This window comes from Brevibacterium sp. UCMA 11752, assembly GCF_021532235.1.
GTDB lineage: Bacteria > Actinomycetota > Actinomycetes > Actinomycetales > Brevibacteriaceae > Brevibacterium > Brevibacterium antiquum.
The window spans coordinates 2,335,778-2,360,887 of sequence record NZ_JACBOS010000003.1 but is presented as its reverse complement, the minus strand read 5'-3'; the positions used below and the strand labels follow the sequence as shown (position 1 = coordinate 2,360,887).

The window sequence follows — 25,110 nt, the reverse complement described above, 5'->3', positions numbered from 1 at the left end:
ATGGTGACTCTCCATTCATGATGACTCTTCACATCCGCTGCGGCTCTCGACCATTGGTCGGGGGCCGCTTCTGTCATGTCAGTGCCGAGTGAGACCATCGTTGCATGCCTCCCGTTGAACTGCCGTACGTGAGTGCCAAGGAGTTACAGGACTACTTCGGCACCACGTTCTACGAGCGCGGGCGCAGCTATGCCAACAAGGGAATGGTCGGGCAGGCCACCTGGGACCCAGAGGCCATGACTCTTCGGGCGGATGTCTCCGGCACCGCGGCACACGATTACACAAGCACTGTTCGGCTGGAGCGGCACAATCCCACAGCCAAATCGTTCACCGTTATCTCCTCGATGTGCACCTGCCCTGTGGGCGGAGACTGCAAACACGTGGTGGCTGCACTGATGGCGGCGTCGATCCGGCAGGTGGCACCGTTCGGTTCAACGGCGCTGCACGATCCTGACCAGCGCCGCTCCCCCGACGACGCCGACTGGCGCAGCGCCCACGTGCGCGGAGCGCGCACGAGCCCCCGAGGCCGGGCTCCTGATGGCAGCACCCCGTCATCACAGAGTCGAAGAGAATCCGACTGGAAGTCGCTTCTGTCAGGGTTCTCCGCTGACCGAGTCGACGATTCAGTATGGGCCTCCGGCCCCGGGGGCACTCTGGTCGGCAGCGCGCCGACTCGCCTTGCCCTCGGCTTCGAGATCTCCGAGCTGAGACGCACGGGCTTCGGGAACTTCGAAACCCACCCCATCAGACGATCCGAGCTCACCGGTCGCACAGACCTCGTCGTCACCCTGAGACCGCTGATGGAAGGTGCGCGCCGCAATTGGATCAAGGGAAACGTGTCGTGGTCCAACATCGCCAACAACTCAAACACTCGCGCATATGCACAGGGGCAGGCGGCCTGGTTCGCGCAGCTCTACGGCCTGTCCGCGATCAGCTCGAATCACCTGATCACGAATGACGACTCGGTCGTCCTTGACTGGTTCACTTCGCCCTTGCTCTGGCATCTCTTCGATCAGGCGAGGTCGCTGGGCATCGAACTCGTCGGCACCAGCCGCGGACTCTCGATTCGCCGAGGCGAGGAAGGGTCGACCGAATGTGATGTAGTTGCGGTCTCGGACGGGCTCGAGGCCCGCTCCCTGGTCACGATTGACGGAGAGTCGTTCGACCAGGGCTTCTGCGGCCCGATCGATGACCATGGCTTCTACGGAATCTCGACCTCCGGTGGGTTGTCCATCGTACTTGCCCCAGCTGAGGCAAGGACGAATCATGATGTGGTTCAGATGCTGCGTCGGTGGGAACCGATCACCATCACCGATGGCCAGATCCGTGACTTCTTCACTGACTTCTACCCCAAGCTCGCCTACGCCACCACCGTCGTCTCCTCCGACGATTCGGTCGCCCTGCCTGTGCTCGTGCCTCCCGATCTCGCACTCACCGTCACGTATGGTGACCATGGCGCGCACCTGACCTGGGAGTGGCATTACCACCACCCGGTGCAGACATTCCCGGTCCGCCGCGGGCCGCTGGCCGATCGCAACCGGAGCATCGAGCACGAAGACGATGTACTGGAGAAACTGAGCACCACCATTGCCGCAACCGCAATGCCGCTGACACTGCCGAGCGAGGTTCGCCGGGCGGACACCGTGGGCCTCGACAACCTGCAGACAGCAGTTCTCGTCGACAAACTGCTGCCGGCCCTGAGTGACATCGACCATCTCGAGGTGCATGAGGTCGGTAGTCGTCCGGACTATCGAGAAGTCACCGATGCGCCCCTGGTCGCGATGTCGACCGACGAAGCCGAGGACAGCGACTGGTTCGACATCCGCTTTGACATCACGATCGCCGGACAGCAGGTGCGCTTCGCCGACCTCTTCGTCGCCTTGGCGCAGGGTGCTGCGATGATCGTTCTGCCCGACGGCGCCTACTTCTCACTCGACGCACCCTTCTTCGACAAGTTTCGACAAATGCTCGCCGACTCCGATGTCATCGCGGACTGGAAGCCGGAATCACCCCGCCTGTCCCGATATCACATGGATCTGTGGGCCGAATTCGACGAGCTCGTCGACGAATCAGCTGCCGCAGCCTCATGGCGGCGCTCGGTCGAAGCCCTCAGCCACCTCGGCGAGATTCCATCTCTCGACGTGCCCGAAGGGATCGACGCCACACTGCGGCCCTATCAACAGGAGGGGTTCAGTTGGCTGGCAGCACTGTGGTCGAGCGGACTCGGCGGCATCCTGGCCGACGACATGGGCCTGGGCAAGACGCTGCAGGCACTGAGCCTGTTCACTCACGTCAAGAACACGAACATGAACGCCGCTCCCATCCTCGTCGTCGCACCCACCTCGGTGATGTCGACCTGGCGAGCGGAGGCGGAGAAGTTCGCACCTGGTCTGCGAGTCGCCACGGTCTCGGCCACAGAGAAGAAGCGGAAGACCACCCTGGCCGAGGAGATCGAGGAGGCGGACCTCGTCATCACCTCCTACGCCATTCTGCGCCTCGACGCACTGGCCTTCAGATCGATCGTGTGGGACACGTTCGTCCTCGATGAGGCACAGTTCGTCAAGAACAGGACCGCCAAGGTCCATACTGCGGCGAAGGCGATCCAGGCCCGGTTCCGCCTGGCCATCACCGGCACACCGATGGAGAACTCACTGACGGACCTGTGGTCGCTGTATTCGATCACCTCACCAGGACTGCTTCCGGGCTTCGAGAAATTCCGGCGCGAGATCGTCTCCCCGATCGAGTCTGGCGAGGCCCCGGAGGGGATGGCCCTGCTGCGCCGGCGGATTCGACCATTCATGAAGCGGCGGAACAAAGAACTAGTCGCTGCCGACCTGCCGCCGAAGCAGGAACAGATTCTCAGCGTCGAACTCAGCACCAAGCACAGGGAGCTGTACAACACGGTTCTGCAAAAAGAGAGGAAGAAGCTCCTCGGTCTCATCAACGACATGGATCGCAACCGCTTCGCGATCTTCCGCTCGCTGACACTCCTGCGCATGTTGGCCATCGACCCATATCTCATCGATGCGAAATACGAAGACATCGGATCGAGCAAACTCAGTGCACTCTTCTCCCACCTTGACGACATCGTTGCCGAGGGCCACCGGACCATCATCTTCAGCCAGTTCACCTCGTTCCTCACCAGAGTCGGTGAACAACTCGATCATCGCAATATCAATTACGCCTACCTCGACGGCTCCACGCGCAATCGCGGCGCAGTCATCGAGGACTTCAGGGCCGGGGACGCACCCGTCTTCCTCATCAGCCTCAAGGCCGGTGGATTCGGCCTGACACTGACGGAAGCGGACTACGTCTTCCTCCTCGATCCCTGGTGGAACCCGGCGGTCGAGGCTCAGGCAGTCGACCGCGCACACCGAATCGGGCAGACGAAGAACGTCATGGTCTATCGGATGGTCTCGGAGAAGACGATCGAGGAGAAGGTGCTGGCGCTTCAGGAGAGGAAAGCACAGCTCTTCGACTCCCTCGTCAATGAGGGTGAGGGCTTCTCATCAGCGATCACGAGTGAGGACATCCGCGGTCTTCTCGACGGGTAAGTGGCTCGTCGTCACTGGTTGGTTCTCCCGCTCAAAATCCGAGCGTCGACACGAGTCCCTGCATCAGTTCGTCCTCGACCAGTTCGACCCCGGGGCCGAACTGTCCGAATCGCAGGGCGTTGATGAGGCCGACGATCGCGGCCCACACAGCCACAGTGCGCATGATCACCTGATCGTCTGGCTCCAGTCCCAGTTCTCGCAGTCCTTCACGCAGCGCCTCCAATGCATGAGCCGGCGGTACCTGAGAGTTGCAGGTCTGCTGAGAGGACTGTGAGAGCAGGATCGTCAGCGTCACCATGATCCTGGTCCCAGGCACCACTGTCTCGTCCCGCGGTGCCTGGTAGTCAGGAACGGGCGTGCCATAGATGAGCGCCCACCGGTTGGGATGCCTGCGCGACCAAGCCAGCATCGTCACGCCGACGGTGAGAACAGATGTGTCGTGTTCGAGAACCTTATCCACGTCATCGGCGATCGAGGTGAATGCGTCGCGGATGAGTATGGTCAGCAGTTCGTCGCGGTTCTTCACATACCGGTAAATGGCGCTTGAGACGATTCCGAGTTCCCGTGCGATGGCCCGAAGCGAGACTCCATCGAGACCGTCGTCATCAAGCATTCGGTTCCCGATCCGGGTGATCTGCGCTTCGGTTTCCAGCCGGGCCCGCTGGCGCGGAGTCGAGTTCGTCATGCCTTCAGCCTAGAACGAGAGAGCAAAGATAACAATAGCGAGCAGTGCTCTTGAATTGCCGCGCGAGGCGGCCTATTCTGACTTTAGAGAGCAGCGCTCTCATTTATTGAAGGACTCGACGGTCCGCACGGCATCACGAAACTGCGAAGGACAACCATCATGAAATCTGCACTCGTCATCGGCTATGGACAGATCGGCAGCGAGATCGGCTCTCAACTCACGGCAGCAGGAGTACACGTTGCAGTCGCAACACGTTCAGCTCCAGCCGCCGTCCCGGTTACCGCCACAGCCGGCCCAGGATCGGCAGAGCCCGCGTACGCCGATAACGCCAACCGAGCCAACCGAGCCAACCGAGCCAACCGAGCCGACCACGCCACTATCGCCCGTGTTCGCGCCGACGCATCCGACCCTGCGCAGCTGCTCGAAGCCGCTGCAGGCAGCGATGTCATCTTCGCCTGCGTTCATGCTCCCTATGACAGCCGAGTCTGGGCACAGGTTCTACCGCAGCTGGAGAAGACGATCATGGATGTCGCCGCGGAACTGGGCATTCCGGTCATCTTCCCCGAATCGGTCTACGCGTTCGTCGGCCTCACCAGCCCGGTGACGGAGTCTTCGCCATTTGCACCTGTTGAAGAGAAGGGACGGATCAGACAGCAGCTCATGGAGGCGAGGCTGGAACACCCGGCCACCTCGGCGAGCATCATTGCCGGTGATCTGCTCGGCCGGAGCGCGCAGCCGATGTCCTCTGTAGTGAAGATGTGCATCACCGATCCGATTTCCAAGGGTCGTCGGGCCCGTGTGCCCGCACGCTCCGATGTCCCCCACGGCATCACCGTGATCGAAGACCTCGCTGCCGCGATGATCCGTGCGGGACAGCTGCTCGAAGACGTCCCCACCGGGACGCATCGCCTCCTCATCGCTCCCTCGTCGAATCCGACTCTCGCCGAGATTGCGAAGTTCACTCACGAGCATCTGGGCACCAGGCCGAAGAGTCCGCTCTCCCTCCCCCGCTGGACGACTCGCGTTGCAGGGATCGTCGAACGCTCGATGTACGAACTCAATCAACTTTCCCCGATCTGGTACTCCGCCTGCGTCATTGAGTCAGGGGCATTCGCTGAAGAACTCGGCACAACCGACTGGCGTGAGGGCGTGAGGCAGATGCTGTGACGCCACCTCGACATGGAAACTGGTGCGCCGAACCCGGACGGTCCGGCCCTCACAGTCGTCCTACTTGAGGAAGATGCCGTTGCCGGGGCCCAGCGGTAGGTCGAAGAAGAACCAGATCGCCAGCAGCGCAGCCCAGGCCAGCCAGAATGGGATGACGAACGGGACCATCCTCGAGATGATCGTCCCGAGCCCGGCATTGGGTTCATACCGGCGCACGAGGCCCAGCAGCACGATCATGTACGGGTTGAGTGGGGTGATGACCTGGGTGGCCGAGTCGCCGACGCGGAACCCGGCTTGAATGAAGGCCGGCTCGTAGCCGAGCAGCGCGAACAGCGGGACGAACACCGCGGCCATGAGCGTCCACATCGAGGAGCCGGAGACGATGAAGAGGTTGAGCAGGCTGGCCAGCAGCATGAAGCCGAGGACAGCGGCGAATCCGGTGAGTCCGATGGCTTCGAGACCGGAGGCGCCGGCCACGGCGATCCAGGATCCGATCCCTGTCCAGTTGAACAGGGCGATGAACTGGCCGAGGATGAAGGCGAGGATGAGGAATGACATCATGTCGATGATCGACTGGCTCATCATCCGCACGAGATCGTTCATCGACCGCACGGTACGCACGACGAAGCCGTAGACCACGCCCATGAGCATGAAGTAGGCGAAGACGATGAAGACGATCGACGACAGCAGGGGCGACTTCGGCAGAAAGCCGCCGTCCTCGTTGCGCCACGGCGAATCGGGGATGAGCACGGCGAAGAGCACCACCGCCGTGAGCATCAGTGCTGAGGCCAGGGACCATACCAGGCCCCGCTTCTCTTCGGGTTCGAGTTCGGCCTTGACCTCCTTCTGTGATTCCTCGACTTCCTCGGCGGACACGGAGTTCTCGCCGTAGGGGTTGTCCTTGGCCTGATACTCCTTGGCCAGGCCCGATCCCTTGGCATCCGCGTATTCGCGCGGAACGCCTTTGCGAACCATGTTCGGTTCGATGAGCTTGTCGATGATGAAACCGGCGATGACCGCCAGCACGATCGAGGCGACGATGTTGAAGAAGTAGTTCGACACCGGGTTGACGGCCGAATAGTCGGTGTCGGGCAATGTCCCCATCACCGAGGTGGTGATGCCGGCGAAGAGTGCATCGAGGCTGGTCGGCACGATCGAGGTCGAATACCCGGCCCCGGTGGCGGCGAATCCGCCGATGAGCCCGGCCATCGGGTGCCGCCCGGCGGCCTTGAACACGAGCGCAGCCAGCGGCGGGATGATGATGAAGGCCGAATCGGCCATGATCGACCCGACCACGCCGACGAAGCCGACGGCATAGGGCAGCAGCCAGCGCGGGCTCTTGCCGAAGGCGATTCGCACGGCTGCGGCGAGCATGCCCGATTTCTCGGCCACGCCCACCGCCAGGAGGATCGGGAGCACGGTGGCCAAGGGTGGGAACCCGATGTAGTTCTCCCCCATCGTCGTCGTCAGCCACGACATGCCTTCCCCGGTGAACAGTCCCTTGATCGCCACGGTCTCGTCGCTGCCGGGAATCGAGACCGACACGTCGGCCAATGCCATGCCCGTTGAGATCGCTCCGGTGATGAGGAACAGTCCGAGGAAGAGGGTGAACGGCTCCGGCAGTTTGTTCCCGAGCCGTTCGATCCCGTCCAGCAGACGTTGGCCGATACCGACTTTCGCTGATGTCGTCGTTGACATGTGTCTTCCTTTATCTGGTTGAAGTCGATCTGTATCTAGCTGAAGTAGTTCTCCACGTCGACCGCTCCTCCGTCGCGCTCGAATTCCGCTACCACCTCGGCGGCCAGTCCGTCGTCGACGAGGAAGTCCAAGGCCGTACACGCCAGCCCATATCCGGCGTCATGGGCGGCGTCTTCGGCGGCAGGTGTGATCGAGGCTGCCGCGAACTCGCGGGTGTGCAGCGCCACCTCGGCGTCGGCGGTCTTGATGAGTGGGTGGATGCCGGGTATCCGGTAGGAGACATTGCCGAAGTCGGTCGACGCTGCGATTGACTCATCGAGCACCCCACCGGGCAACGGTGTTCGCCCCTGCGTCTCCTCGTGCACGGCCCAGCGCTGTGTGAGAGCTGAGTTCGAGCGCACCGGAAGGGAGGGCGGATGCTCATCCCAATCCACCTCCACTCCGGTGCCGGTCATCAGTGCCGCTCCCTTCGCCGCCTCCTCGACCCTGTCCGAAAGCTCCTTGAGCGTCTCGGGGAACTTCGACCGGACATAGCACTGCACTGTGGCGGCTTCCGTGATGATCGAGGGCCGGGTTCCGCCGTCAGCGATGACGGCGTGCAGACGGGAGATCGGCGGCATCTGCTGGCGAATCAGGCCGAGGCCCTGGTAGAAGAGGTTCGCCGCGTCAAGTGCGTTGCGGCCCATGAACGGCTGCGCCGAGGCGTGGGCGGCGATCCCAGAGTAAATGACGGTCAGCAGGCGCCTGCCCAACCACACCTGGTCCGCGCAGTCATACCCGTAGCCGTGGACCATGATGGCTGCATCGATCCCCTCGAATGCTCCACCGCGGGCCATGACCTCTTTGCCCGAGTGGCCCTCTTCCGCGGGAGTCCCGAGCAGCACCACGGTGCCGGGCACGGCTCCAGGGTCCTGTTCCCAGAGGGCATGCAGGGCGAGGAATGCTCCGACCCCTGAGGCGGCTATGAGATTGTGCCCGCAGGCGTGACCGATCTCAGGCAGTGCGTCGTATTCAGCGAGGATCGCGATCGTGCGTCCCTGCCCGGAACCTGTGGTCGCGCGCAGGGTGGTCTCGACGCCGAAGAGCCCGGTCTCGACCTCGATGCCCCGTGAGCGCAGCAATGAGGCGATGGCGTTCACGGATTCGTATTCGACGAACGCGGTCTCTGCCAATGAGTGGATGGTGTGCAGCAGTGTGTCGAGATCAGACCGGGCCGCTGCGAGACCCGCGGCGATGCCTGCAGTGCTCGACTCTGGAGCCCCATTGAACCCGGAACTCCACTCGCCTGCTCGCTCGCTGCGGGCTTGAGTCTCGGCGGCGATCTGGTCGAGATAGCTCGCGTTTGGGACGGTCGGATGGCTCAGATCGCGAATCTCACTCATGGAGAACAAGCATAGGAGACATCGGGCAAGTGCACATGCCTCTTCCCTATATTCGGGACTCGATCGGAAGGATCGGGCGCGCTGCGAGTCGGGAGTCTACGACTCGGCGATCTGGAGAGCCAGCGAGTCCACTTTCTCGACGATCGTCTCGTCGGCGGCCAGAGCCTGTTGGAATCGTGTCATCTCCTCGGCGGGCACCTGAGAGCGCACCCCGAGTCGAATGCCGACCTCGGGTCCTTCGACATGGACTCGGGCACTGCCGGGGCTCAGGCTGATCTGGGACAGCCAAGGAAAATCCTCGGCGATCGCGACCAGCGCCTGCCCCACCTCGGCGTCGGCCCAAGCCGGCGTCCAGAACTGTCCCTGGGCGAAGGCGAACATGGCCGGACGCCGGAGCAGAAAGGGCTGAGAAGTACCCGGATCGAGGACGATGATCTGGGAGCCGGCCTCGATCGCTCCGAGCACCAGGCGCTCGGATTCTATGGGCACCGGTCGGGCGTCACTGTGCCATGCGGTCAGCGGCGGGATCGAGCAGAAGCCGGGGGTGCATTCGCGCCCGTCCTCGGCCTGAAGCCGAACCATCGCCATCTCCGAGGCGTTGTCGACCATGTGACCGTGCTCGCCGACTTCATGTTCGGTCGCGACCGGGACGATCGGCGCATACAGCCTGGCACCCGCCAGCGCTTGGACCACGTCGAGATGGGCCTGAGGTTCCAACGGTTCCCTGTTGACCCGTCCGAGCGCTTCCAGCAGACCCGTGTCGGCCAGACCTGAGTCGCCCGAGAACGGGTTGGGTTTGAGCTCTCGGCCTTCCCATGGCTGACCGGCCGAGTCGAATGTCACTTCTTCAGCCTCCGGCGACTTCGAGAGCTTCTTCCAAGGTGAACTTTCCGGCGTACAGGGCCTTGCCCACGATCGCCGAGTCCACGCCGAATGGGACCAGCTCGCGCAGGTTCCGCAGATCCTCAAGGCTGGAGACTCCACCCGAGGCCACGATCGGCTTATCAGTCTTCTCCGCCATCGACTTCAGCAGCTCCACATTGGGCCCCTGCAGAGTGCCGTCCTTGCGGACGTCGGTGACGACGTAACGGGCGCAGCCTGCCTTCTCAAGAGTCGAGAGAACCTCGTAGAGATCTCCCCCGTCCTGGGTCCAGCCGCGGGCGGCGAGAGTTGTTCCGCGCACATCGAGCCCGATGGCGACCTGATCGCCGAAACGCGAAATCATATCGGCGGTCCACTCCGGGTTCTCCAACGCGGCAGTCCCGATGTTCACCCGCTCAGCACCAGTGTCCAGAGCCCGTTCGAGGCTCTCGGTGTCGCGGATGCCGCCGGAGAGCTCGACCTTGATGCCGACAGCCTTGACGACCTGGTTGAGCAGGTCTGAGTTCGATCCGCGACCGAATGCAGCGTCGAGGTCGACGAGGTGGATCCACTCCGCTCCCCGGCTTTCGAAGTCCTGGGCGGCGTCGATGGGGGAACCGTAGTCGGTTTCGGTTCCGGCTTCGCCCTGGACGAGGCGCACGGCTTTGCCGTCGGCGACGTCTACGGCCGGCAGGAGTACGAGTTTGTTGGGGGTTTGAGTCATTGTGACCTTTCTCAAGAGGCTCTGGAGACTGAGCTGGAGGAACCGGAGTGTGTGGAACTGGAGCGTATGGACAATGCTAGTGGGCTGCCTCGCGGCCCTGGGGGAAGGAGCCGAGCCAGTTGCGCAGCAGACGCGCACCCGCATCGGATGACTTCTCGGGGTGGAACTGTGCTGCCCACGTGGTGCCGTCCTCGACTGCCGCGATGAAGCTGCTGCCATGGGTTGCTGTGGTCACCATGGTGTTCGGTGGAGTGTCGGTTGCCGCATATGAGTGGACGAAGTAGAAGCGCTCTTCGGCGACACCGTCGAACATCTGTGAGGTTGTCGGTGCACTGACCTGTGACCATCCCATGTGCGGCACGACCGGAGCCTCGAGTGCTGTGACGGCGCCGGGCCAGAGTCCGATGCCTTCCGTCTTCACTCTGTGTTCTTCCCCGCGGGCGAAGAACACCTGCAGCCCGACGCAGATGCCGAGCAGAGGCCGCTGGCTTTCGTGCCACGAGCGGATGAGGTCGTCCCCGCCGATTCGCGTCAAACCGGCCATCACTGCCGAATAGGCCCCGACACCGGGAACGAGCAATCCGTCTGCACCATCGATGATGGCACGGTCTGCTGTGAGCACGACTTCGGCACCGGCCGCCTCCACTGCGCGAACGGCCGAACGAACGTTGCCCGCGCCGTAGTCCAAGACAGCGACCGTGCTCATTTCTTCGCTCCCTTGGTGAGGACGCTGTAGATCCTCCAGAGGGAGAAGCCGAGGACGATCGCGCCGAAGACAGCGACCACCCAGGCCATGGTGTTTCCGCTGAGCCCGATCGTGATGCCGAAGGCGGTGATGAGCCCGGCGAGGACCGCTACGACGATCCACAGCAGCGCAGTCCGGGCCACGGCGGCCCGACCTGGAGACATCGTGGCGGCACTGGCCTGCAGCTTCGTCATCGAGGAGGTGGGTATGCTGCCCTCGACTTCGTCGGCTGACACGATTTCGAGCAGGAGCTGCTCGAGGACGTCTGGAAGGTTCTTCAGCGCCAGACCTGCCGGAACATCCGATTCGCGGGCACCGTGGCGGTAGTGACCGGCGTCGATCTGCTCCTCACTGCGGGCCAGGAGGAGGACCTCGTGCTTGCCGGAGAGTTTCGAGATCGCCGCGGCCGCCTCGTTGCCTGTCTGGACATCCGTGTCGGCCAAGACGATTCCGGTGAAATCACCGATGGGAACGATTGTCCCCTTGATGTTCGACAGCACGCAGGCTGCGGCCAGCTGCTCGGCGACTCCGAACGGAGTCACGACGACGGTGGTGCTCACAGGACTCCCTTGGTGCTGGGTACCGAGCTGTTGCGCTCATCGGGCTCGACTGCCTCCCGCAGAGCGCGGGCGAAGGCTTTGAACTCGGCTTCGGCGATGTGGTGCGGATCCCGGCCGCGCAGCAGGTCGAGGTGCACGGTGAGACCGGCATGGAAAGCAATGGATTCGAGGGAGTGCGAGGTCATCGATCCCGTGAAGTGTCCGCCGATGAGGTGGTATTGCTGACCCTCGGGTTCTCCTTCGTGCACGAAGTACGGGCGACCGGCCACGTCGACGACGCAGCGGGCCAGAGCCTCGTCCAATGGAACGGCGGCCAGCCCGTAGCGGCGGATGCCGGACTTGTCGCCCAGTGCTTCGCTCAATGCCTGGCCCAGGACGATTGAGGTGTCCTCAACCGTGTGGTGGACGTCGATGTGCGTATCGCCGTCGGCCTTGATCTCCATGTCGATAAGTGAGTGCTTCGACAGTGCTGTGAGCATGTGGTCGAAGAAGGGAACACTCGTCGAAATGTCGGACTGGCCGGTTCCGTCGAGGTTGATGGAAACGGTGACCGAAGATTCCGAGGTCGTACGGGAGCGTTGTGCCTGCCTCATGAATGGCCTTTCGTAGGAAGGGTGGGGGCCGTCTGAGGACCATTGTCCCCTGACTCGAGCGAAGTGGTGCGACTCAGCGTGCGCATCTCAAGGCCGGGATCTCAGTTCGATTCCAGCAGAATACCGGGGTCTTCGGACAGGATCTCGTCGACTGCGGTGAGGAACGCGGTGGTCTCCTCGTCTGTGCCTGCATTGACCCGAGCATGGTGGTCGATGCCGATGTCACGGATGAGAATTCCGCGGTCCAGGAGCTTCTGCCACAGTTCATGTGGTGAGGCGATGTTGCCGAAGAGGACGAAGTTCGAATCGCTGGGATAGACACTGATCCCGACGTTGCTCAGGTGGTCCGAGATTCGGTCGCGAGCGTCGATGAGCCGGTCCACGTTCTCCAGGAGGACGTCTGCGTGTTCCAAAGCGGTGCAGGCCAGCACCTGAGTGATTTCCGAGAGGTGGTAGGGCAGACGCACCAGGCGCAGGACGTCAATGAGATCCGGGGCCGCGATCGCATACCCTAGGCGCAGCCCTGCGCAGGCGAAGGCCTTGCTCATCGTCCGCGATACGACCAGACGGGGACGACCTTCCAGAAGCGTCATCGCCGAGGCTTGTGCGGGCCTGGAGAATTCGGCGTAGGCCTCATCGACGATGACGATGCCCGAGCAGTTGTCGTACGCCGCTTCGATGACGTCGAGACCGATCGATGTTCCTGTCGGATTATTCGGTGTGCACAGGAAGACGATGTCTGGATCGGCTTCAGCAACCTCGGCGCCGACGGTCTCTGCATCAAGGGTGAAGTCATCCTTGCGCGCCGATGACTGCCAGGTGGCACCGGTACCCGTGGTGATCAGTGGGTGCATGGAGTAGCTGGGAGTGAACCCGAGGACCGTGCGACCCGGTCCTCCGAATGCCTGCACGATATGGGAGAGGACCTCGTTCGATCCGTTCGCCGCCCAGATCATGTCGGGGCTGAGTCCGACGGTCTGACCGGCTCGGTCGTTGACTCCGTGCAGGTAGGTGACCAGATGTTCGCGCAGCTCCTCGAACTCACGGTCGGGGTAGCGGTTGAGCCCGGCGAAGTGATCGTCGACGGCCGACCGCATGCTTTCGACGACCACGTCCGGAATCGGATAGGCGTTCTCGTTGACGTTCAGCTGCACCGGCACATCCAGGTGCGGAGCCCCGTAGGGCTTGAGGCCGACTAGGTCCGAACGCACTGGCAAAGACTCGTTATTTCCCACCGCATCAGTCTAGCGTTGGGGCACATCCAGGGTCTGACCCGGGTGCACCACAGGCGAGGACAGATGGTTGATCTCCACGATCTCGGAAACGACATCGCGAGTGTCGCGTTCGATTCCGAGGTTCGACGCGACGGCCCACAGCGACTCGCCTTCGCCGACGACGACCGCCTCGGTGTCGATGCCGATGTCTTCGGTCTCTGCTCCGGCGGCGGCCGAGAACGACTGCGTGGCGACGAAGAATGCTCCGCCGATGATGACGAGAGCGCACACCATGGTCCGAAGCAGGCGCATCGCCTGGCGTCCACGAGTGGTGAAACGCAGTTCCTGGTTCTGTGCAGACATCGCTTAACCTCTTCCCTTCGTACGATTCCACCCGTAATAGGTAGAACGTCTGTTCTATTCAACATGCCAATCGAACATATGTCCAGTCCAACTCGAACATTTATGCGACAATGAGAGAGAACCAGCGTTGTTGATTGATCTGAAAGAACCATCTCAGGCGGCACTGACACGAGAATTCTCGACGTGAGGATCCAGCGGTGAGGTCGGCGGGAATAGAACGAAGGGGAACGAGCAATGGTTCAGAACAAACGAGGCAGGGGCCGTCCCCGCAATGAGGACGTCGCCAGCGAGATCGCGGCCGCCCGCAGCGATGACGAGGACGTCTCGATTCCGGAAGGCTCCACCGGCGAGGGCGATTTTCGTCTGACCCCGCGACAGCGGTTGGTCCTCGAGACCATCGAACGCGCAGTCGTCACCAACGGCTACCCGCCGAGCATGCGTGAGATCGGCAAAGCGGCCGGACTCGCCTCACTCTCCAGCGTGGCCCACCAACTCTCTCAGCTCGAACGCCTCGGCTATGTCCGCCGAGACCCGAAGCGCCCGCGTGCCATCGAAGTCGTCAATCCCTTCGAAGAGGAAGAAGCTGAGCGCGCCAAGTACGAGGAGCTGGCCAACAACACCGTCCAGGTTCCTGTCGTCGGTCGCATCGCCGCGGGCGGGCCCATTCTGGCCGAACAGGAGATCGACGACGTCTTCTCTCTGCCGACGCAGGTCGTGGGCTCGGGTGACATGTTCCTGCTCAAGGTCGTCGGTGACTCGATGATCGAGGCAGCCATCTGTCACGATGACTGGGTGGTCGTGCGCAAACAGCACACCGCCGACAACGGTCAGATCGTCGCGGCGCTGCTCGATGGCGAAGCAACCGTGAAGACCCTCAAGCGCAAGGCCGGGCAGCAGTGGCTGCTCCCCCACAACAAGGACTACGAACCGATCGACGGCACCTACGCCCAGATCATGGGTCTCGTCGTCTCGGTCGTTCGCCGCCTCTGACATGATCGCCTGAGTCTGATGGCCCTCAGGTCTTCCGACCGCTGAATTTCCAACGCACTGTGCCCCGTCCGATCTCGGACGGGGCACAGTGCTGTTCGATGAGGCGGAGTGCTATCGGACGGGGCCGAGTGCTGTCGGACGGGGCTCAGCGCGTGTCAGACTCCGGTCATTTCTCCGTTGCTGCCAGACGTCCCAGGCTGCTCTTCACGAGTGCCGAATCCGTCGTCGGCCACATCGTCGGCATCGAGTTCACCAGATAGCCGCCGTACCGAGCCGAGCGCAGGCGCGAGTCGAGGACCGCGACCACTCCCCTGTCCGAGGTCGACCGGATGAGACGGCCCGCACCCTGGGCCAGGCGCAGTGCGGCATGAGTGGCGCTGACGGCCATGAAGCCGTTGACGCCCCGATCGTCGGCGTCTCTCGACCTTGCCTGCATCAGTGGGTCATCGGGCCGGGGGAACGGAAGCCTGTCGATGATGACGAGGCGATTGGTCCGGCCCGGTACGTCCACTCCCTGCCACAGTGACATGGTGCCGAACAGGCAGGCCTGGTCGTCTGCAGTGAACTGAGAGACGAGAGACGGCAGTCCGTCATCGCCCTGGAGAAGGATCGGAAGGTCCAATTTCGTCCTCAGGTGTTCGGCTGCGGCATTCGCAGCCGCTCGCGAGGAGAACAGTCCCAGCGCACCGCCCTTCGAAGCGGTGACCAGTGCCTCAAGCTCATCCAGTGCCTGTTCGCTCAGGCCGCTGCGACCCGGGCGCGGCAGGTGCGCTGCGACGTAGAGGATGCTCTGCTTGCCGTAGTCGAACGGTGATCCGACGTCGAGGCTGTCCCATTTGGGTGCGTCGGGACCGAACAGTCCCAGCGACGCTGCGACCGCGTCGAAGTTGCCACCCAGTGACAGAGTCGCCGAGGTGGCCACCACCGTTGACTCTTCGAAGATCCCTGACCGCATGGTGCCGGCAACACTCAACGGCGCGACTACGAGGTTTGTGGTCTCGCGCTCGCGGAAGGTGCTTCGAGACAGCCACACGACGTCGTTCTTGCCCGGGGAGCAGAAGCGCTCGGCGAGTTCGAAGATCTCCTGGCAGCGGGCCTTGGCCATCTGGCGGCCGGCGTCGGAGTCTTCTGTCTTGCCGCCGATGTCGTTGATGATCTGGCGAGTGGAGTCACGAATCTGCGCCAGCGCAAGGGACAGTGCCTCGCTCATGTTCATGATCAGACCTTCGCCGACACCGCTTTGAGCTCGTTCGAGTGCCGCAGCCGCTGAATCGAGCAGCGCGACGACGCCGTCCTGAACGATCGTGTGCTTGCGCACGGAGCTTGTGGCGGCCGCGAGCATGCTGGTGTTGATCTGACCGGACAGGGCGTTCGTGACCCTGTCCTTGAGCTCGTGAGCCTCGTCGATGATGATGACGTCGTGCTCGGGCAGCACGGTGTTCTCGCCGAAGGCGTCGATGGCCAGCAGCGCATGGTTGGTCACGACGATGTCGGCCTCGGCCGCGTTGTTGCGGGCCAGCTCTGCGAAGCATTCGGTGTACAGCGGGCAGTTCGACCCGAGGCAGTCGAAGGCGTTGACAGAGACCTCTGACCACGCCCTGTCGCTGACTCCCGGCAGCAGATCGTCGCGATCGCCGGTGTCCGTGGTCTTCTCCCACGTCCGAATCCGCTGGATCTCCTCGCCCAGGCCCGACCGGTCGGTCGGCTTCCGTCCGGCCTCCGCATCGGCACCGAGGTCGAAGAGCATTCCCTCGCCCTCATCGGGATAGCCGCCGGAGAGTTTGTGTTTGCAGACATAGTTGCGTCGGCCCTTGAGCAGGGCGGCCCTCGGCAGCGGGTCGAGGGTCTTCTTGACTGCCTTGAACAGTCGCGGCAGATCCCTGTGGATGATCTGTGTCTGCAGGGCCAAGGTGGCCGTCGACACAATGACGCGCTTACCCGTCCGACTGGAGTACTCGGCCGCGGGGACCAGGTACGCCAAAGATTTGCCTGTGCCCGTTCCGGCCTGGACCAAGAGGTGGATGCCCTTGTCCACCGACGAGGCGACCGCCTCGGCCATCTCTGTCTGACCTTTCCTGGTCGAGCCGCCGATGGCCCCTACGGCGGACTCGAGCAGATCTTCGACGGTGCTCACTCGCCGATGACCAGGTCCGGACGTCGGAAGTCGGCGAGTTCCGCGGCCAGGTCTGCCGGAACCTTCGCCTGCATGGCGGTTCCCTCAGCACCGTGCTCTTCGTGCTCGACCGTGCCCAGGGCATAGATCTTCGACACGAGGTCGCCTCGTTCATAGGGAAGGAGCACTGTGACGTCGATGTTCGGCGAGGGCAGCATCGCCTCGATCGTTTCGACGAGCTCGGCGACTCCTTCCGTGGTCACGGCGGAGACGAATCGTGCTTCCGGGTACTCGGCGTGGAGTCCTGTCACCACTGCTTCATCGGCGATGTCGGCCTTGTTGAAGACGAGGAGTTCGGGGATGTCTCCCGTGTCGACGTCGTTGAGCACTTCCCGGACGGCGTGGATCTGTCCGTGCGGATCGGGGTGCGAGGCATCAACGATGTGCAGAAGCAGATCCGAGTCCGAGGCCTCCTCCAATGTCGACCGGAACGCTTCGACCAATTGGTGCGGAAGGTTCCGGACGAAACCGACGGTGTCTGTGTAGGTGAAGGTGATGCCCTCAGCGGTGCGGGATTGTCTGACGGTCGGATCCAGGGTCGCGAAGAGCGCGTTCTGAACCATCACCTCGGCGTCGGTGAGCTGGTTGAGCAGTGAGGACTTGCCGGCGTTGGTGTAGCCGACGATTGCCACCGAGGGGATGTGATTGCGGGCGCGGTTCTTCCGCTTCGTGTCCCTCGACGGTGCCATCGCGGTGATCTGTCGGCGCAGCTTCGACATTCTGGCCCTGATCCGACGGCGGTCGAGTTCGATCTTCGTCTCACCGGGACCGCGCGAACCGATTCCGGCACCGCCGGCAACTCGGCCACCCGCCTGTCGGGACAGTGACTCGCCCCAACCGCGCAGGCGCGGCAGGAGGTATTCGAGCTGAGCCAGTTCGACCTGGGCCTTGCCCTCTCGGGACTTCGCGTGCTGAGCGAAGATGTCGAGAATGAGAGCTACACGATCGACGACCTTGACCTTGATGACGTCTTCGAGTCCGCGTCGTTGGCTGGGCGCGAGTTCGGAGTCGATGATCACGGTGTCAGCGCCCACGGAGGCAACGATCTCGGCCAGTTCGGCCGCCTTGCCCTTGCCGAGGTAGGTGCCGGGGTCCGGGGTCTCACGTCGTTGGATGATCGCGTCGAGGACCTCTGATCCTGCGGTCTCTGCGAGGGCGGCGAGTTCCCTGATCGAGTTCTCGGCATCGGCCTGCGTCGTGTTCCAGAGTCCTGCGAGGACGACCTTCTCCAGGCGGACCTGACGGTATTCGACCTCAGTGATGTCTTCGAGTTCGGTGGACAGGCCGGCGACTCGTTTGAGTGCGGCCCTCTCAGCCAGATCGAACTGCGAGGCGTCGTCGACGTTTGATTCGTTGGTGCCCAGTGCCTGGGCGCCTCGTGCGAGTACGCGGTCGAGCATCGCGTCCCGACGTTCTTTGTCAGTGGACGTCATTCATTCCTTTGTTCGCTTCCACTCTCTGCGGCACTGCTGCCGCGCGGAGAGTTTCCTCTCAGATCAGAGAGGTGTCCATCAATTCTCCCACAGCCGTCTAGACTGTAACGGTGTCAGAGCACTATTTCACCGAATCGCCCAGCAGCGAGGCCAAAACACGCGAGCTCACACTTGACCTCGCAGGCCGTGAAGTCACGGTCGAGACCGTTTCGGGGACCTTCTCCCCCACCCGTTTGGACCTGGGAACCGCGGTTCTGCTGCGACATCTGCCGGTGCCAGAACCGGGCGACATCCTTGATCTGGGGTGCGGCTGGGGCCCCATTTCCTTGGACGCAGCGCTGAGTGCCAAGGACGCCGAGGTGGACGTCCGAGTGTGGGCACTCGACGTCAACTCCCGATCCCTTGATGCGACTGCCAAGAACGCGAAGCGCCTCGGGCTGAAATCGATCCGTCCCGTCACCGCCGAAGAGATCCCACCCGACCTGCAGTTCAGTGCGATCCGTTCGAATCCGCCGATCAGGGTTGGCAAGGAGGCACTGCATGAGCTGCTGACCACCTGGCTGCCGCGGCTGGCTCCCGGTGGGCGTGCCGATCTCGTCGTGTCCAAGAATCTCGGTGCGGACTCGCTCCAGAAGTGGCTCATCGAGACTCTGGGAAGTGGATTCAGCGTCGTTCGCACCGGATCTTCGAAGGGTTACCGGGTCCTCACCATCGACCGCAACTGATGGCCCCACCCGTGTGACCGGCTGGAGTTCATCGACGGCTGGAGTTCATCGACGGCAGGCGTTGCTCAGCGGCTGGCGTGTGTCAGCTGATTGTGCCGCTGGCGACCAGGACTGCCGGTCCGGAGAGGGTGACGCTGCCGCGTGTACCGTCCTCATTCGGGGTGATTCCGATGCGCAGCTGGCCTCCGGGAACATCTACCCGCCATTGCAGAGGCGATGCTGGACCTGCCCAGTGGTGTGCGGCGATGGCGGCAGCACAGGCTCCCGTACCGCAGGAGCGAGTCTCGCCGACTCCGCGTTCGAACACCCTCATGCGCAGGGCGCCCTCTCCCCCTGCCACATCGCTGCGCGCGGGTTCCATCACTATGTATTCGATGTTCGACCCCTGTGGCGGTACCGGGTCGAGGACCGGTGCGTCCCGCAGCTCAGCGCTTTCGAGCTCAGCCGACTCCGCCAGTGCGACCACGGTATGAGGATTGCCTGTCTCGACTCGCATGCCGGGGCGGGGCACTTCGATGCCGGAGGTCGAAACCAGAACGTCATCGCTGTCGTCGAGAGACCACTGGCCCATGTCGATCATGTACCAGGCGTCGGCTGCGGAACCCGGCGGCGTCTGCCCTGCCGGCGCTGTCGCGGTTGAGTCTCCGGTCTGCGTGCCCAGTGCCGGGTTGAGGACAGTGCGCACAGTCTTGATGCCATCACGCGTGCCGACGAGGATCTCTCTGGCGTCAGCCGCGACTCGTCCGGTCGTCACGAGCACGTGGGCGAAGACTCGCACTCCGTTGCCGCACATCTCGGAGAGGCTGCCGTCGTGGTTGTAGTAGTCCATGAACCATTCGGCTCCGGCCTCGGCCTGTTCCTGGGCACCGGGAATCCCGCTGCTTGCGGAACGGACGATGCGGATGACCCCGTCGCTGCCCAGTCCCGACCGACGATCGGCCAGGAGCGCGATCGTCTCCGGATGCATCTCCAGATCGCTGTCATCGTCGGCCAAGAGGACGAAGTCGTTCTGTGTGCCGTGGCCCTTGATGAAGACGGTGTCTGCGATGTCGGCGAATGGTGACTGGGAGGAACTCATGATCTCATCCTATCGGTGACAGACCTGCACGTGACACAGTCGGCATTCAGATCTCGTGGACTATCTCCAACCCGTGTCAACTGTCTTCAACCCCCGTGGACTGTCGTCACCTCTCGGGATCTGCCGTGTCTGCTTTGTTCGCTGTCGTGTCTGCAAGGACTTCGAGGGCCTTGGCCACATTGGCCTCATGGTCACCGGCAGTCGCGTCGATCCAGGCGATGCGCGGGTCTCTGCGAAACCACGTGTCCTGCCTGCGGGCGAACTGCCGAGTCCTGATCGTCGTCTGCTCTTGGGCGGCGTCTTTGTCGAGTTCGCTGGCCAGATACTGCTGAATCTGTGCGTATCCGATGGCACGGGACGCGGTCCTGCCTTCGGCCAGACCGCAATCGAGGAGATCGCGCACCTCGTCGACCCAGCCCTGCTCCCACATGGTTCCCACCCGGGTCGCAATTCTTTCGTGCAGCGTTCTGCGCTCGACGCTCAGACCCAGGTGGAGGGTCGGTTCGATTTCCTGGTAGTCGGGCAGCTGAGCGCTGAAGGGGCGTCCGGTCAGCTCGATTACTTCGAGGGCACGCACGATGCGTCGTGAGTCGTTGGGGGTGATCTTCGCAGCCGCGGCTGGGTCGAGCTCCTGCAGATGCCGGTGCCTGCCCCAGCGATCGGCGTCGACCTCGGATTCGATCCGCGCCCGCACCTCGGCGTCGGTGCCGGGAAACTCCATCAGATCGGTCGCTGCTCGCGCGTACAATCCTGACCCACCCACAAGGATGGGACGTTTCTCTCTGGCTCGGATGTCAGCGATGGCCTCACGCGCCTGTCGTTGAAACGTCTGCACATTCGCTTCTTCACGAACGTCGAGGATGTCGATGAGATGGTGGGCAATCCCCCGACGCTGCCCGACGGGGAGTTTGGCGGTACCGATGTCCATACCCCGATAGAACTGCATGGAATCCGTGTTGACGATCTCCCCGCCGAGGTGTTCGGCCAAGTTGAGCGCGAGATCTGATTTGCCGGTGGCTGTGGCTCCGGCAATCGTGATGGTCGGCTGGTCGACTGCACTCAAGTTCGGCTCATTTCAGTACGTCCCGGTCCCGCACAGCGAACGGACCTCGTGGACGCGTTCGTCGAAGACGGTGGTGAACGAATAGTCGCAACCTCCATGAGCCCGCATATGCACAGCGGCGGCTTCGAGGAGGTCGAGATCCGCGTGCACGTCGGCTGCCACAGCGATCGCAGCAGAGACCGCCCCGATATCCCCGGCTTGGAGTGAGCGAACGATCCTGTCATCGGCCTCCGCCGCCTGGGGTACAGGGGCCAACGGGGCGTTGTCCGAGGCTGCGACGGACAGGTCGATGGGAACCAGCAGATCGTCACTGCTGCCCAGCGGGCCGATTCGCACTCCGGAAGCGTTGGCGTGAAGGAGTGCCACGGCGATGGCAGGATGTGCGAATTCGCAGTCTGCACGGCTGGCAGGGCTGAGTTCGGACACAGCCTGAACCCAGTCCTCGCCGTCGAGCAGCTCATTCGTGCGGGTGTCGATGCCACGATCGATCCCCAGTCCCCCGAGGCCGGCCAACGGTGGCAGGCTGCTGACCGGCAGTGCCCACGACTCCTTGGTCAGCAGAGCGGACTCGATCGACGTTCGCAGCGCTACAGCTGTGGCGGTCTCCGCCAAGTCCACGCCGGCCAGGAGGATCGGGGCCGCCGGGATGATCGCAAAGGAGGGCATCTCAGCTTCGAATGCGGAGGGTCGGCATGCCCAGGTTGGTGGATCCGCCGCTCGTCTGGCCGGGCGCCGGGGCTCCGCAGCTATCCGCCTGGGCGCGGTCATAGGCATCGCCTGCTCGGGACGATCGCACACCGAAACCCGAGTCGGCCAAGAGGAAGAAGGGCTTGGCATCTGTCACGGTAGCGGTGACGAAGTCACCGGGACGCGGCATGGACGCTCCTTGCGGGATTCCGACATGGACGAGTCGATTGTCCGCAGAACGGCCGGTCAGTCGTGGTGAGTCATCATGAGGTCTGGTCGTGACGAGGACTTCGACCTCTCGACCGATCTGTGCCGTGTTCTCCTCCCAGGAGATCTCATCCTGGAGGGCCGTCAGTCGTTCGAAGCGTTCCTGCACGATGTGCTTGGGCACCTGATCGTTCATCGTGGCGGCGGGAGTGCCTGGACGGATGGAGTACTGGAAGGTGAATGCCTGCGAGAAGCGCGCACGGCGGACGATGTCCATGGTTCCCAAGAAGTCCTCTTCGGTCTCTCCGGGGAATCCGACGATGATGTCGGTGGTGATCGCTGCGTGCGGGATCTTCTCGCGCACGGAATCCAGGATGCGCATGAATCTGCTGGTGCGGTAGGACCGGCGCATCGATTTGAGGATCGTGTCGGACCCGGACTGCAGAGGCATGTGGAGCTGCGGCATCACGGTCGGAGTCTCTGCCATGGCATCGATGACATCGTCGGAGAATGACGCCGGATGCGGGCTGGTGAAACGCACACGTTCGATGCCCTCAACATTGCCCACGGCGCGAAGCAGTTTCGCGAATGCGCCTTTGTCCCTGAATTCTGCGCCGTAGGAGTTCACGTTCTGGCCCAGAAGCGTGACTTCGACGACTCCGTCGGCGACGAGTGCTTCAACCTCGGCCAAGATGTCGCCGGGCCTGCGGTCCTTCTCCTTGCCGCGCAGGCTGGGAACGATGCAGAAGGTGCAGGAATTGTTGCATCCGACCGAGATCGACACCCACCCGGAATGCTGCGACTCGCGTCGGCTGGGCAGGGTCGAAGGGAAGACATCGAGGCTCTCGAGGATCTCGACCTGGGCTTCCTGGTTGTGTCGGGCTCGTTCGAGCAGCGCCGGCAGTGATCCCATGTTGTGGGTGCCGAAGACGACGTCGACCCAAGGGGCCTTCTTGACGATCGTGTCCCGGTCCTTCTGTGCCATGCAGCCGCCGACTGCGATCTGGAAATCGGGGTTGCGTTCCTTGACGTGAGCGAGCTGACCGAGGTTTCCGTAGAGGCGATTGTCCGCGTTCTCCCGCACCGCGCAGGTGTTGAAGACAATGACGTCGGCTTGGTCATCGGTGTCTGCAGGAACATAGCCGGCATCATCGAGAAGTCCGGAGAGCCGTTCGGAATCGTGGACATTCATCTGACAGCCGTAGGTCTTCACCTCGTAGCTGCGAGGTGATTTCTCGGTGGAGGTGGGTGCATCAATCAGTTCAGTCATGGCGCAACTATTCTAGCTGTTGTCTGTCATCGGAGTTGTTCAGTCTTCGGCGAGGACTTCGCGTGTCACTTTCAGACAGACTGAGGAGGCGAATCCGCGTCGGGCGAGCATACCCAGGATTCGACGTTCGCGGACTTCGTAGTCGAGTCCGCGTGTCGATGCGGCCTTCTTCTCGGCGACTTGGCGGGCGAGGTCGTCTTCCCCGTCCACATCGTCGACGGCGCCGGAGACGATCTCTGCGGGCAATCCCTTTTTGCTCAGTTCTCGTTTGAGAGCTGATCGGGAGAGCTTCCGTCGTTCCCGGTGAGCGCGCACGTAGCGGTGAGCGAATTCCTCATCATCAAGGAGCCGGGACTTCCGCAGTTTGGCAATGAGCTCATCGACGGCCGCCGGCAGGAAGTCACGTTTGAGCAGTTTGTCGCGCAGTTCGCCACTGGCATGGTCGCGCATGGCCAGCATGTTCATGGCCGTCTTCTTCGCCTTCGCGTATGCGGCGTCGAAGTCCTCGGGCTCATCATCATCGTCGAACGACAGCGCGTCAGCGAATGAAGGAGGGTCCGCGCGAGACGTGAGACTCGGGGACAGCGAAGGATCCGGGCCGGAGGTGGCTTCAGCGAAGTACTCCGACTCCCCCTCGGCATGCCGCTGGTCGATCTCGGTGATGGCCTCGCGCAGCTTATCCAGCTTCGCGGTCGGCGCATCTGATCTCGCCGAATCTCCCCTGTGGGGTCTCGACTCGGCGAGATCGCTGCCTCGATCGATCGGGTCAGGAGACTTCGACGTCATCCGATTTCGAGCTTTCTGCTGTGCTGTCTTCAACCTGGTCGGTCTCTGCTCCGGCCTCGGGCTCGTCGACCTTGATCAGACCCATCTTGTGCTTGATCTTGAGTTCGATCTCCTCAGCCAGACCTGGGTTGTCGCGCAGGAAGTTCCGAACGTTCTCCTTACCCTGACCGAGCTGATCGCCGTCATAGGTGAACCAGGATCCGGACTTGCGGACGATGCCGTTCTCGACACCCATATCGATGAGGCTGCCCTCGCGGGAGATGCCCTGGCCGTAGATGATGTCGAACTCCGCCTGCTTGAACGGCGGAGCGATCTTGTTCTTGACGATCTTGGCACGGGTTCTGTTGCCGACCGCATCCTGGCCTTCCTTCAAGGTCTCGATGCGTCGTACGTCGATGCGCACGGAGGCGTAGAACTTCAGAGCCTTGCCACCGGAAGTGGTCTCTGGTGAGCCGAAGAAGACACCGACCTTCTCACGCAGCTGGTTGATGAAGATCGCGGTGGTCTTCGACTGGGACAGCGCGCCTGCGATCTTGCGCAGGGCCTGTGACATCAGCCGTGCCTGGAGACCCACGTGGCTATCGCCCATCTCGCCTTCGATCTCAGCCTTCGGCACGAGGGCCGCGACGGAGTCGATGACGATGACGTCGAGCGCTCCGGAGCGGATGAGCATGTCCGCGATTTCGAGTGCCTGCTCACCAGTGTCCGGCTGAGACACGAGCAGCTGGTCGGTGTCGACGCCGAGCTTCTTCGCGTATTCCGGGTCGAGTGCGTGCTCAGCATCAATGAAGGCCGCGATTCCGCCGGTCTTCTGAGCATTGGCGACAGCGTGCAGAGCCACTGTGGTCTTACCCGAGGATTCCGGGCCGTAGATCTCGACGACACGGCCGCGGGGCAGGCCCCCGATGCCCAGAGCGATGTCGAGTGCGATGGAACCGGTGGGGATGCAGGCGATCGGTTCGCGAACACCTTCGCCCAGACGCATGATTGCGCCCTTGCCGTAGTTGCGGTCGATCTGTCCCAGCGCGGCGTCCAGTGCCTTCGACTTATCTCCGCCGGTTGGGATCTGCAGGTTCTTCGGTGTACGAGCCATGGTCTCTCCTAAAAGTTTCGTTTTCCGTTGAGACCAAGGCTAGAAGGTGGCACTGACAT

The 25,110-nt window shown here is 62.8% G+C and carries 22 protein-coding genes; 4 read left to right on the top strand and 18 right to left on the bottom strand.

What is annotated here, in order from left to right; translation table 11 throughout:
• Positions 1–104 precede the first annotated feature (104 nt).
• Positions 105–3,554 carry a DEAD/DEAH box helicase gene (locus tag HU144_RS10580; RefSeq protein ID WP_235351312.1) on the top strand — a complete coding sequence of 1,150 codons (3,450 nt, stop codon included), beginning with the start codon at positions 105–107 and terminating at the stop codon, positions 3,552–3,554.
• Positions 3,555–3,585: 31 nt separating this feature from the next.
• Here the strand turns inward: HU144_RS10580 and HU144_RS10575 are convergent, their stop codons facing one another.
• Positions 3,586–4,239: a TetR/AcrR family transcriptional regulator gene (locus HU144_RS10575; RefSeq protein ID WP_235351311.1), complete on the bottom strand. Its 654-nt coding sequence runs from the start codon at positions 4,237–4,239 to the stop codon at positions 3,586–3,588.
• A 159-nt stretch (positions 4,240–4,398) separates the two neighbouring features.
• Here HU144_RS10575 and HU144_RS10570 point away from each other — a divergent pair, with 159 nt between their 5' ends.
• Positions 4,399–5,406: an NmrA family NAD(P)-binding protein gene (locus HU144_RS10570; protein WP_235351310.1), complete on the top strand. Its 1,008-nt coding sequence runs from the start codon at positions 4,399–4,401 to the stop codon at positions 5,404–5,406.
• 60 nt (positions 5,407–5,466) lie between these two features.
• Here the strand turns inward: HU144_RS10570 and HU144_RS10565 are convergent, their stop codons facing one another.
• From HU144_RS10565 to HU144_RS10525, 9 genes are all read right to left on the bottom strand, one after another.
• Positions 5,467–7,104, bottom strand: a complete 1,638-nt coding sequence (locus HU144_RS10565) for an AbgT family transporter (RefSeq protein ID WP_235351309.1) — start codon at positions 7,102–7,104, stop codon at positions 5,467–5,469.
• 35 nt (positions 7,105–7,139) lie between these two features.
• Complete coding sequence (locus tag HU144_RS10560; protein WP_235351308.1) at positions 7,140–8,486, bottom strand: M20 family metallopeptidase; 1,347 nt, start codon at positions 8,484–8,486, stop codon at positions 7,140–7,142.
• Between the two features lie 96 nt (positions 8,487–8,582).
• Positions 8,583–9,329, bottom strand: a complete 747-nt coding sequence (locus HU144_RS10555) for an SseB family protein (protein ID WP_235351307.1) — start codon at positions 9,327–9,329, stop codon at positions 8,583–8,585.
• Positions 9,330–9,333: 4 nt separating this feature from the next.
• Positions 9,334–10,071 carry a bifunctional 1-(5-phosphoribosyl)-5-((5-phosphoribosylamino)methylideneamino)imidazole-4-carboxamide isomerase/phosphoribosylanthranilate isomerase PriA gene (gene priA / locus HU144_RS10550; protein ID WP_198398258.1) on the bottom strand — a complete coding sequence of 246 codons (738 nt, stop codon included), beginning with the start codon at positions 10,069–10,071 and terminating at the stop codon, positions 9,334–9,336.
• A gap of 76 nt (positions 10,072–10,147) precedes the next feature.
• Positions 10,148–10,777 (bottom strand): imidazole glycerol phosphate synthase subunit HisH, encoded by a 630-nt coding sequence (gene hisH, locus HU144_RS10545; RefSeq protein WP_235351306.1) that lies wholly within the window; start codon positions 10,775–10,777, stop codon positions 10,148–10,150.
• A complete protein-coding gene (locus tag HU144_RS10540) occupies positions 10,774–11,376 on the bottom strand; it encodes a hypothetical protein (RefSeq protein ID WP_235351305.1) in 603 nt (200 codons plus the stop codon). The genes hisH and HU144_RS10540 overlap by 4 nt, the downstream gene beginning before the upstream one ends.
• Entirely contained in the window at positions 11,373–11,969 is a 597-nt protein-coding gene (gene hisB / locus HU144_RS10535) for an imidazoleglycerol-phosphate dehydratase HisB (RefSeq protein WP_143922560.1), read from the bottom strand. Before hisB ends, HU144_RS10540 begins: the two co-directional genes overlap by 4 nt.
• A gap of 101 nt (positions 11,970–12,070) precedes the next feature.
• On the bottom strand, positions 12,071–13,204 hold the full coding sequence (locus HU144_RS10530; RefSeq protein ID WP_328284286.1) for a histidinol-phosphate transaminase: 1,134 nt from the start codon (positions 13,202–13,204) through the stop codon (positions 12,071–12,073).
• A 9-nt stretch (positions 13,205–13,213) separates the two neighbouring features.
• Positions 13,214–13,546 (bottom strand): LysM peptidoglycan-binding domain-containing protein, encoded by a 333-nt coding sequence (locus tag HU144_RS10525; RefSeq protein WP_198398262.1) that lies wholly within the window; start codon positions 13,544–13,546, stop codon positions 13,214–13,216.
• Between the two features lie 234 nt (positions 13,547–13,780).
• Between HU144_RS10525 and lexA the strand changes: the two genes are divergently transcribed.
• Complete coding sequence (gene lexA / locus HU144_RS10520; RefSeq protein ID WP_235351303.1) at positions 13,781–14,536, top strand: transcriptional repressor LexA; 756 nt, start codon at positions 13,781–13,783, stop codon at positions 14,534–14,536.
• A gap of 166 nt (positions 14,537–14,702) precedes the next feature.
• On the opposite strand, the gene HU144_RS10515 is transcribed toward lexA, so the two are convergent.
• Together HU144_RS10515 and hflX are read right to left on the bottom strand one after the other, a co-directional pair.
• Entirely contained in the window at positions 14,703–16,670 is a 1,968-nt protein-coding gene (locus tag HU144_RS10515; protein WP_198398264.1) for an ATP-dependent DNA helicase, read from the bottom strand.
• Complete coding sequence (gene hflX / locus HU144_RS10510; RefSeq protein ID WP_235351302.1) at positions 16,667–18,142, bottom strand: GTPase HflX; 1,476 nt, start codon at positions 18,140–18,142, stop codon at positions 16,667–16,669. Before hflX ends, HU144_RS10515 begins: the two co-directional genes overlap by 4 nt.
• 110 nt (positions 18,143–18,252) lie before the next feature.
• Here hflX and HU144_RS10505 point away from each other — a divergent pair, with 110 nt between their 5' ends.
• Positions 18,253–18,867 (top strand): class I SAM-dependent methyltransferase, encoded by a 615-nt coding sequence (locus HU144_RS10505; RefSeq protein WP_235351301.1) that lies wholly within the window; start codon positions 18,253–18,255, stop codon positions 18,865–18,867.
• Positions 18,868–18,949: 82 nt separating this feature from the next.
• Here HU144_RS10505 and dapF read toward each other — a convergent pair whose 3' ends face one another.
• From dapF to recA, 6 genes are all read right to left on the bottom strand, one after another.
• Positions 18,950–19,945 carry a diaminopimelate epimerase gene (dapF, locus tag HU144_RS10500; RefSeq protein WP_235351300.1) on the bottom strand — a complete coding sequence of 332 codons (996 nt, stop codon included), beginning with the start codon at positions 19,943–19,945 and terminating at the stop codon, positions 18,950–18,952.
• Positions 19,946–20,051: 106 nt separating this feature from the next.
• A complete protein-coding gene (gene miaA, locus HU144_RS10495; protein ID WP_235351299.1) occupies positions 20,052–21,008 on the bottom strand; it encodes a tRNA (adenosine(37)-N6)-dimethylallyltransferase MiaA in 957 nt (318 codons plus the stop codon).
• A gap of 12 nt (positions 21,009–21,020) precedes the next feature.
• A complete protein-coding gene (locus tag HU144_RS10490) occupies positions 21,021–21,674 on the bottom strand; it encodes a hypothetical protein (RefSeq protein WP_235351298.1) in 654 nt (217 codons plus the stop codon).
• A 1-nt stretch (position 21,675) separates the two neighbouring features.
• A complete protein-coding gene (gene miaB / locus HU144_RS10485) occupies positions 21,676–23,172 on the bottom strand; it encodes a tRNA (N6-isopentenyl adenosine(37)-C2)-methylthiotransferase MiaB (protein ID WP_235351297.1) in 1,497 nt (498 codons plus the stop codon).
• Positions 23,173–23,211: 39 nt separating this feature from the next.
• Positions 23,212–23,958: a regulatory protein RecX gene (locus HU144_RS10480; RefSeq protein ID WP_235351296.1), complete on the bottom strand. Its 747-nt coding sequence runs from the start codon at positions 23,956–23,958 to the stop codon at positions 23,212–23,214.
• Positions 23,939–25,051 (bottom strand): recombinase RecA, encoded by a 1,113-nt coding sequence (gene recA / locus HU144_RS10475; protein ID WP_235351295.1) that lies wholly within the window; start codon positions 25,049–25,051, stop codon positions 23,939–23,941. Before recA ends, HU144_RS10480 begins: the two co-directional genes overlap by 20 nt.
• Positions 25,052–25,110 lie beyond the last annotated feature (59 nt).

What these genes read in the sequence shown, in the direction of transcription:
- HU144_RS10490 (WP_235351298.1), bottom strand. Translation starts at nt 21,674, where the DNA reads ATGCCCTCCTTTGCGATCATCCCGGCGGCCCCGATCCTCCTGGCCGGC.
- HU144_RS10580 (WP_235351312.1), top strand. Translation starts at nt 105, where the DNA reads ATGCCTCCCGTTGAACTGCCGTACGTGAGTGCCAAGGAGTTACAGGAC.
- priA (WP_198398258.1), bottom strand. Translation starts at nt 10,071, where the DNA reads ATGACTCAAACCCCCAACAAACTCGTACTCCTGCCGGCCGTAGACGTC.
- recA (WP_235351295.1), bottom strand. Translation starts at nt 25,051, where the DNA reads ATGGCTCGTACACCGAAGAACCTGCAGATCCCAACCGGCGGAGATAAG.
- HU144_RS10565 (WP_235351309.1), bottom strand. Translation starts at nt 7,104, where the DNA reads ATGTCAACGACGACATCAGCGAAAGTCGGTATCGGCCAACGTCTGCTG.
- dapF (WP_235351300.1), bottom strand. Translation starts at nt 19,945, where the DNA reads ATGAGTTCCTCCCAGTCACCATTCGCCGACATCGCAGACACCGTCTTC.
- HU144_RS10480 (WP_235351296.1), bottom strand. Translation starts at nt 23,958, where the DNA reads ATGACGTCGAAGTCTCCTGACCCGATCGATCGAGGCAGCGATCTCGCC.
- HU144_RS10525 (WP_198398262.1), bottom strand. Translation starts at nt 13,546, where the DNA reads ATGTCTGCACAGAACCAGGAACTGCGTTTCACCACTCGTGGACGCCAG.
- HU144_RS10575 (WP_235351311.1), bottom strand. Translation starts at nt 4,239, where the DNA reads ATGACGAACTCGACTCCGCGCCAGCGGGCCCGGCTGGAAACCGAAGCG.
- miaB (WP_235351297.1), bottom strand. Translation starts at nt 23,172, where the DNA reads ATGACTGAACTGATTGATGCACCCACCTCCACCGAGAAATCACCTCGC.
- HU144_RS10560 (WP_235351308.1), bottom strand. Translation starts at nt 8,486, where the DNA reads ATGAGTGAGATTCGCGATCTGAGCCATCCGACCGTCCCAAACGCGAGC.
- hisB (WP_143922560.1), bottom strand. Translation starts at nt 11,969, where the DNA reads ATGAGGCAGGCACAACGCTCCCGTACGACCTCGGAATCTTCGGTCACC.
- hflX (WP_235351302.1), bottom strand. Translation starts at nt 18,142, where the DNA reads ATGACGTCCACTGACAAAGAACGTCGGGACGCGATGCTCGACCGCGTA.
- lexA (WP_235351303.1), top strand. Translation starts at nt 13,781, where the DNA reads ATGGTTCAGAACAAACGAGGCAGGGGCCGTCCCCGCAATGAGGACGTC.
- HU144_RS10570 (WP_235351310.1), top strand. Translation starts at nt 4,399, where the DNA reads ATGAAATCTGCACTCGTCATCGGCTATGGACAGATCGGCAGCGAGATC.
- hisH (WP_235351306.1), bottom strand. Translation starts at nt 10,777, where the DNA reads ATGAGCACGGTCGCTGTCTTGGACTACGGCGCGGGCAACGTTCGTTCG.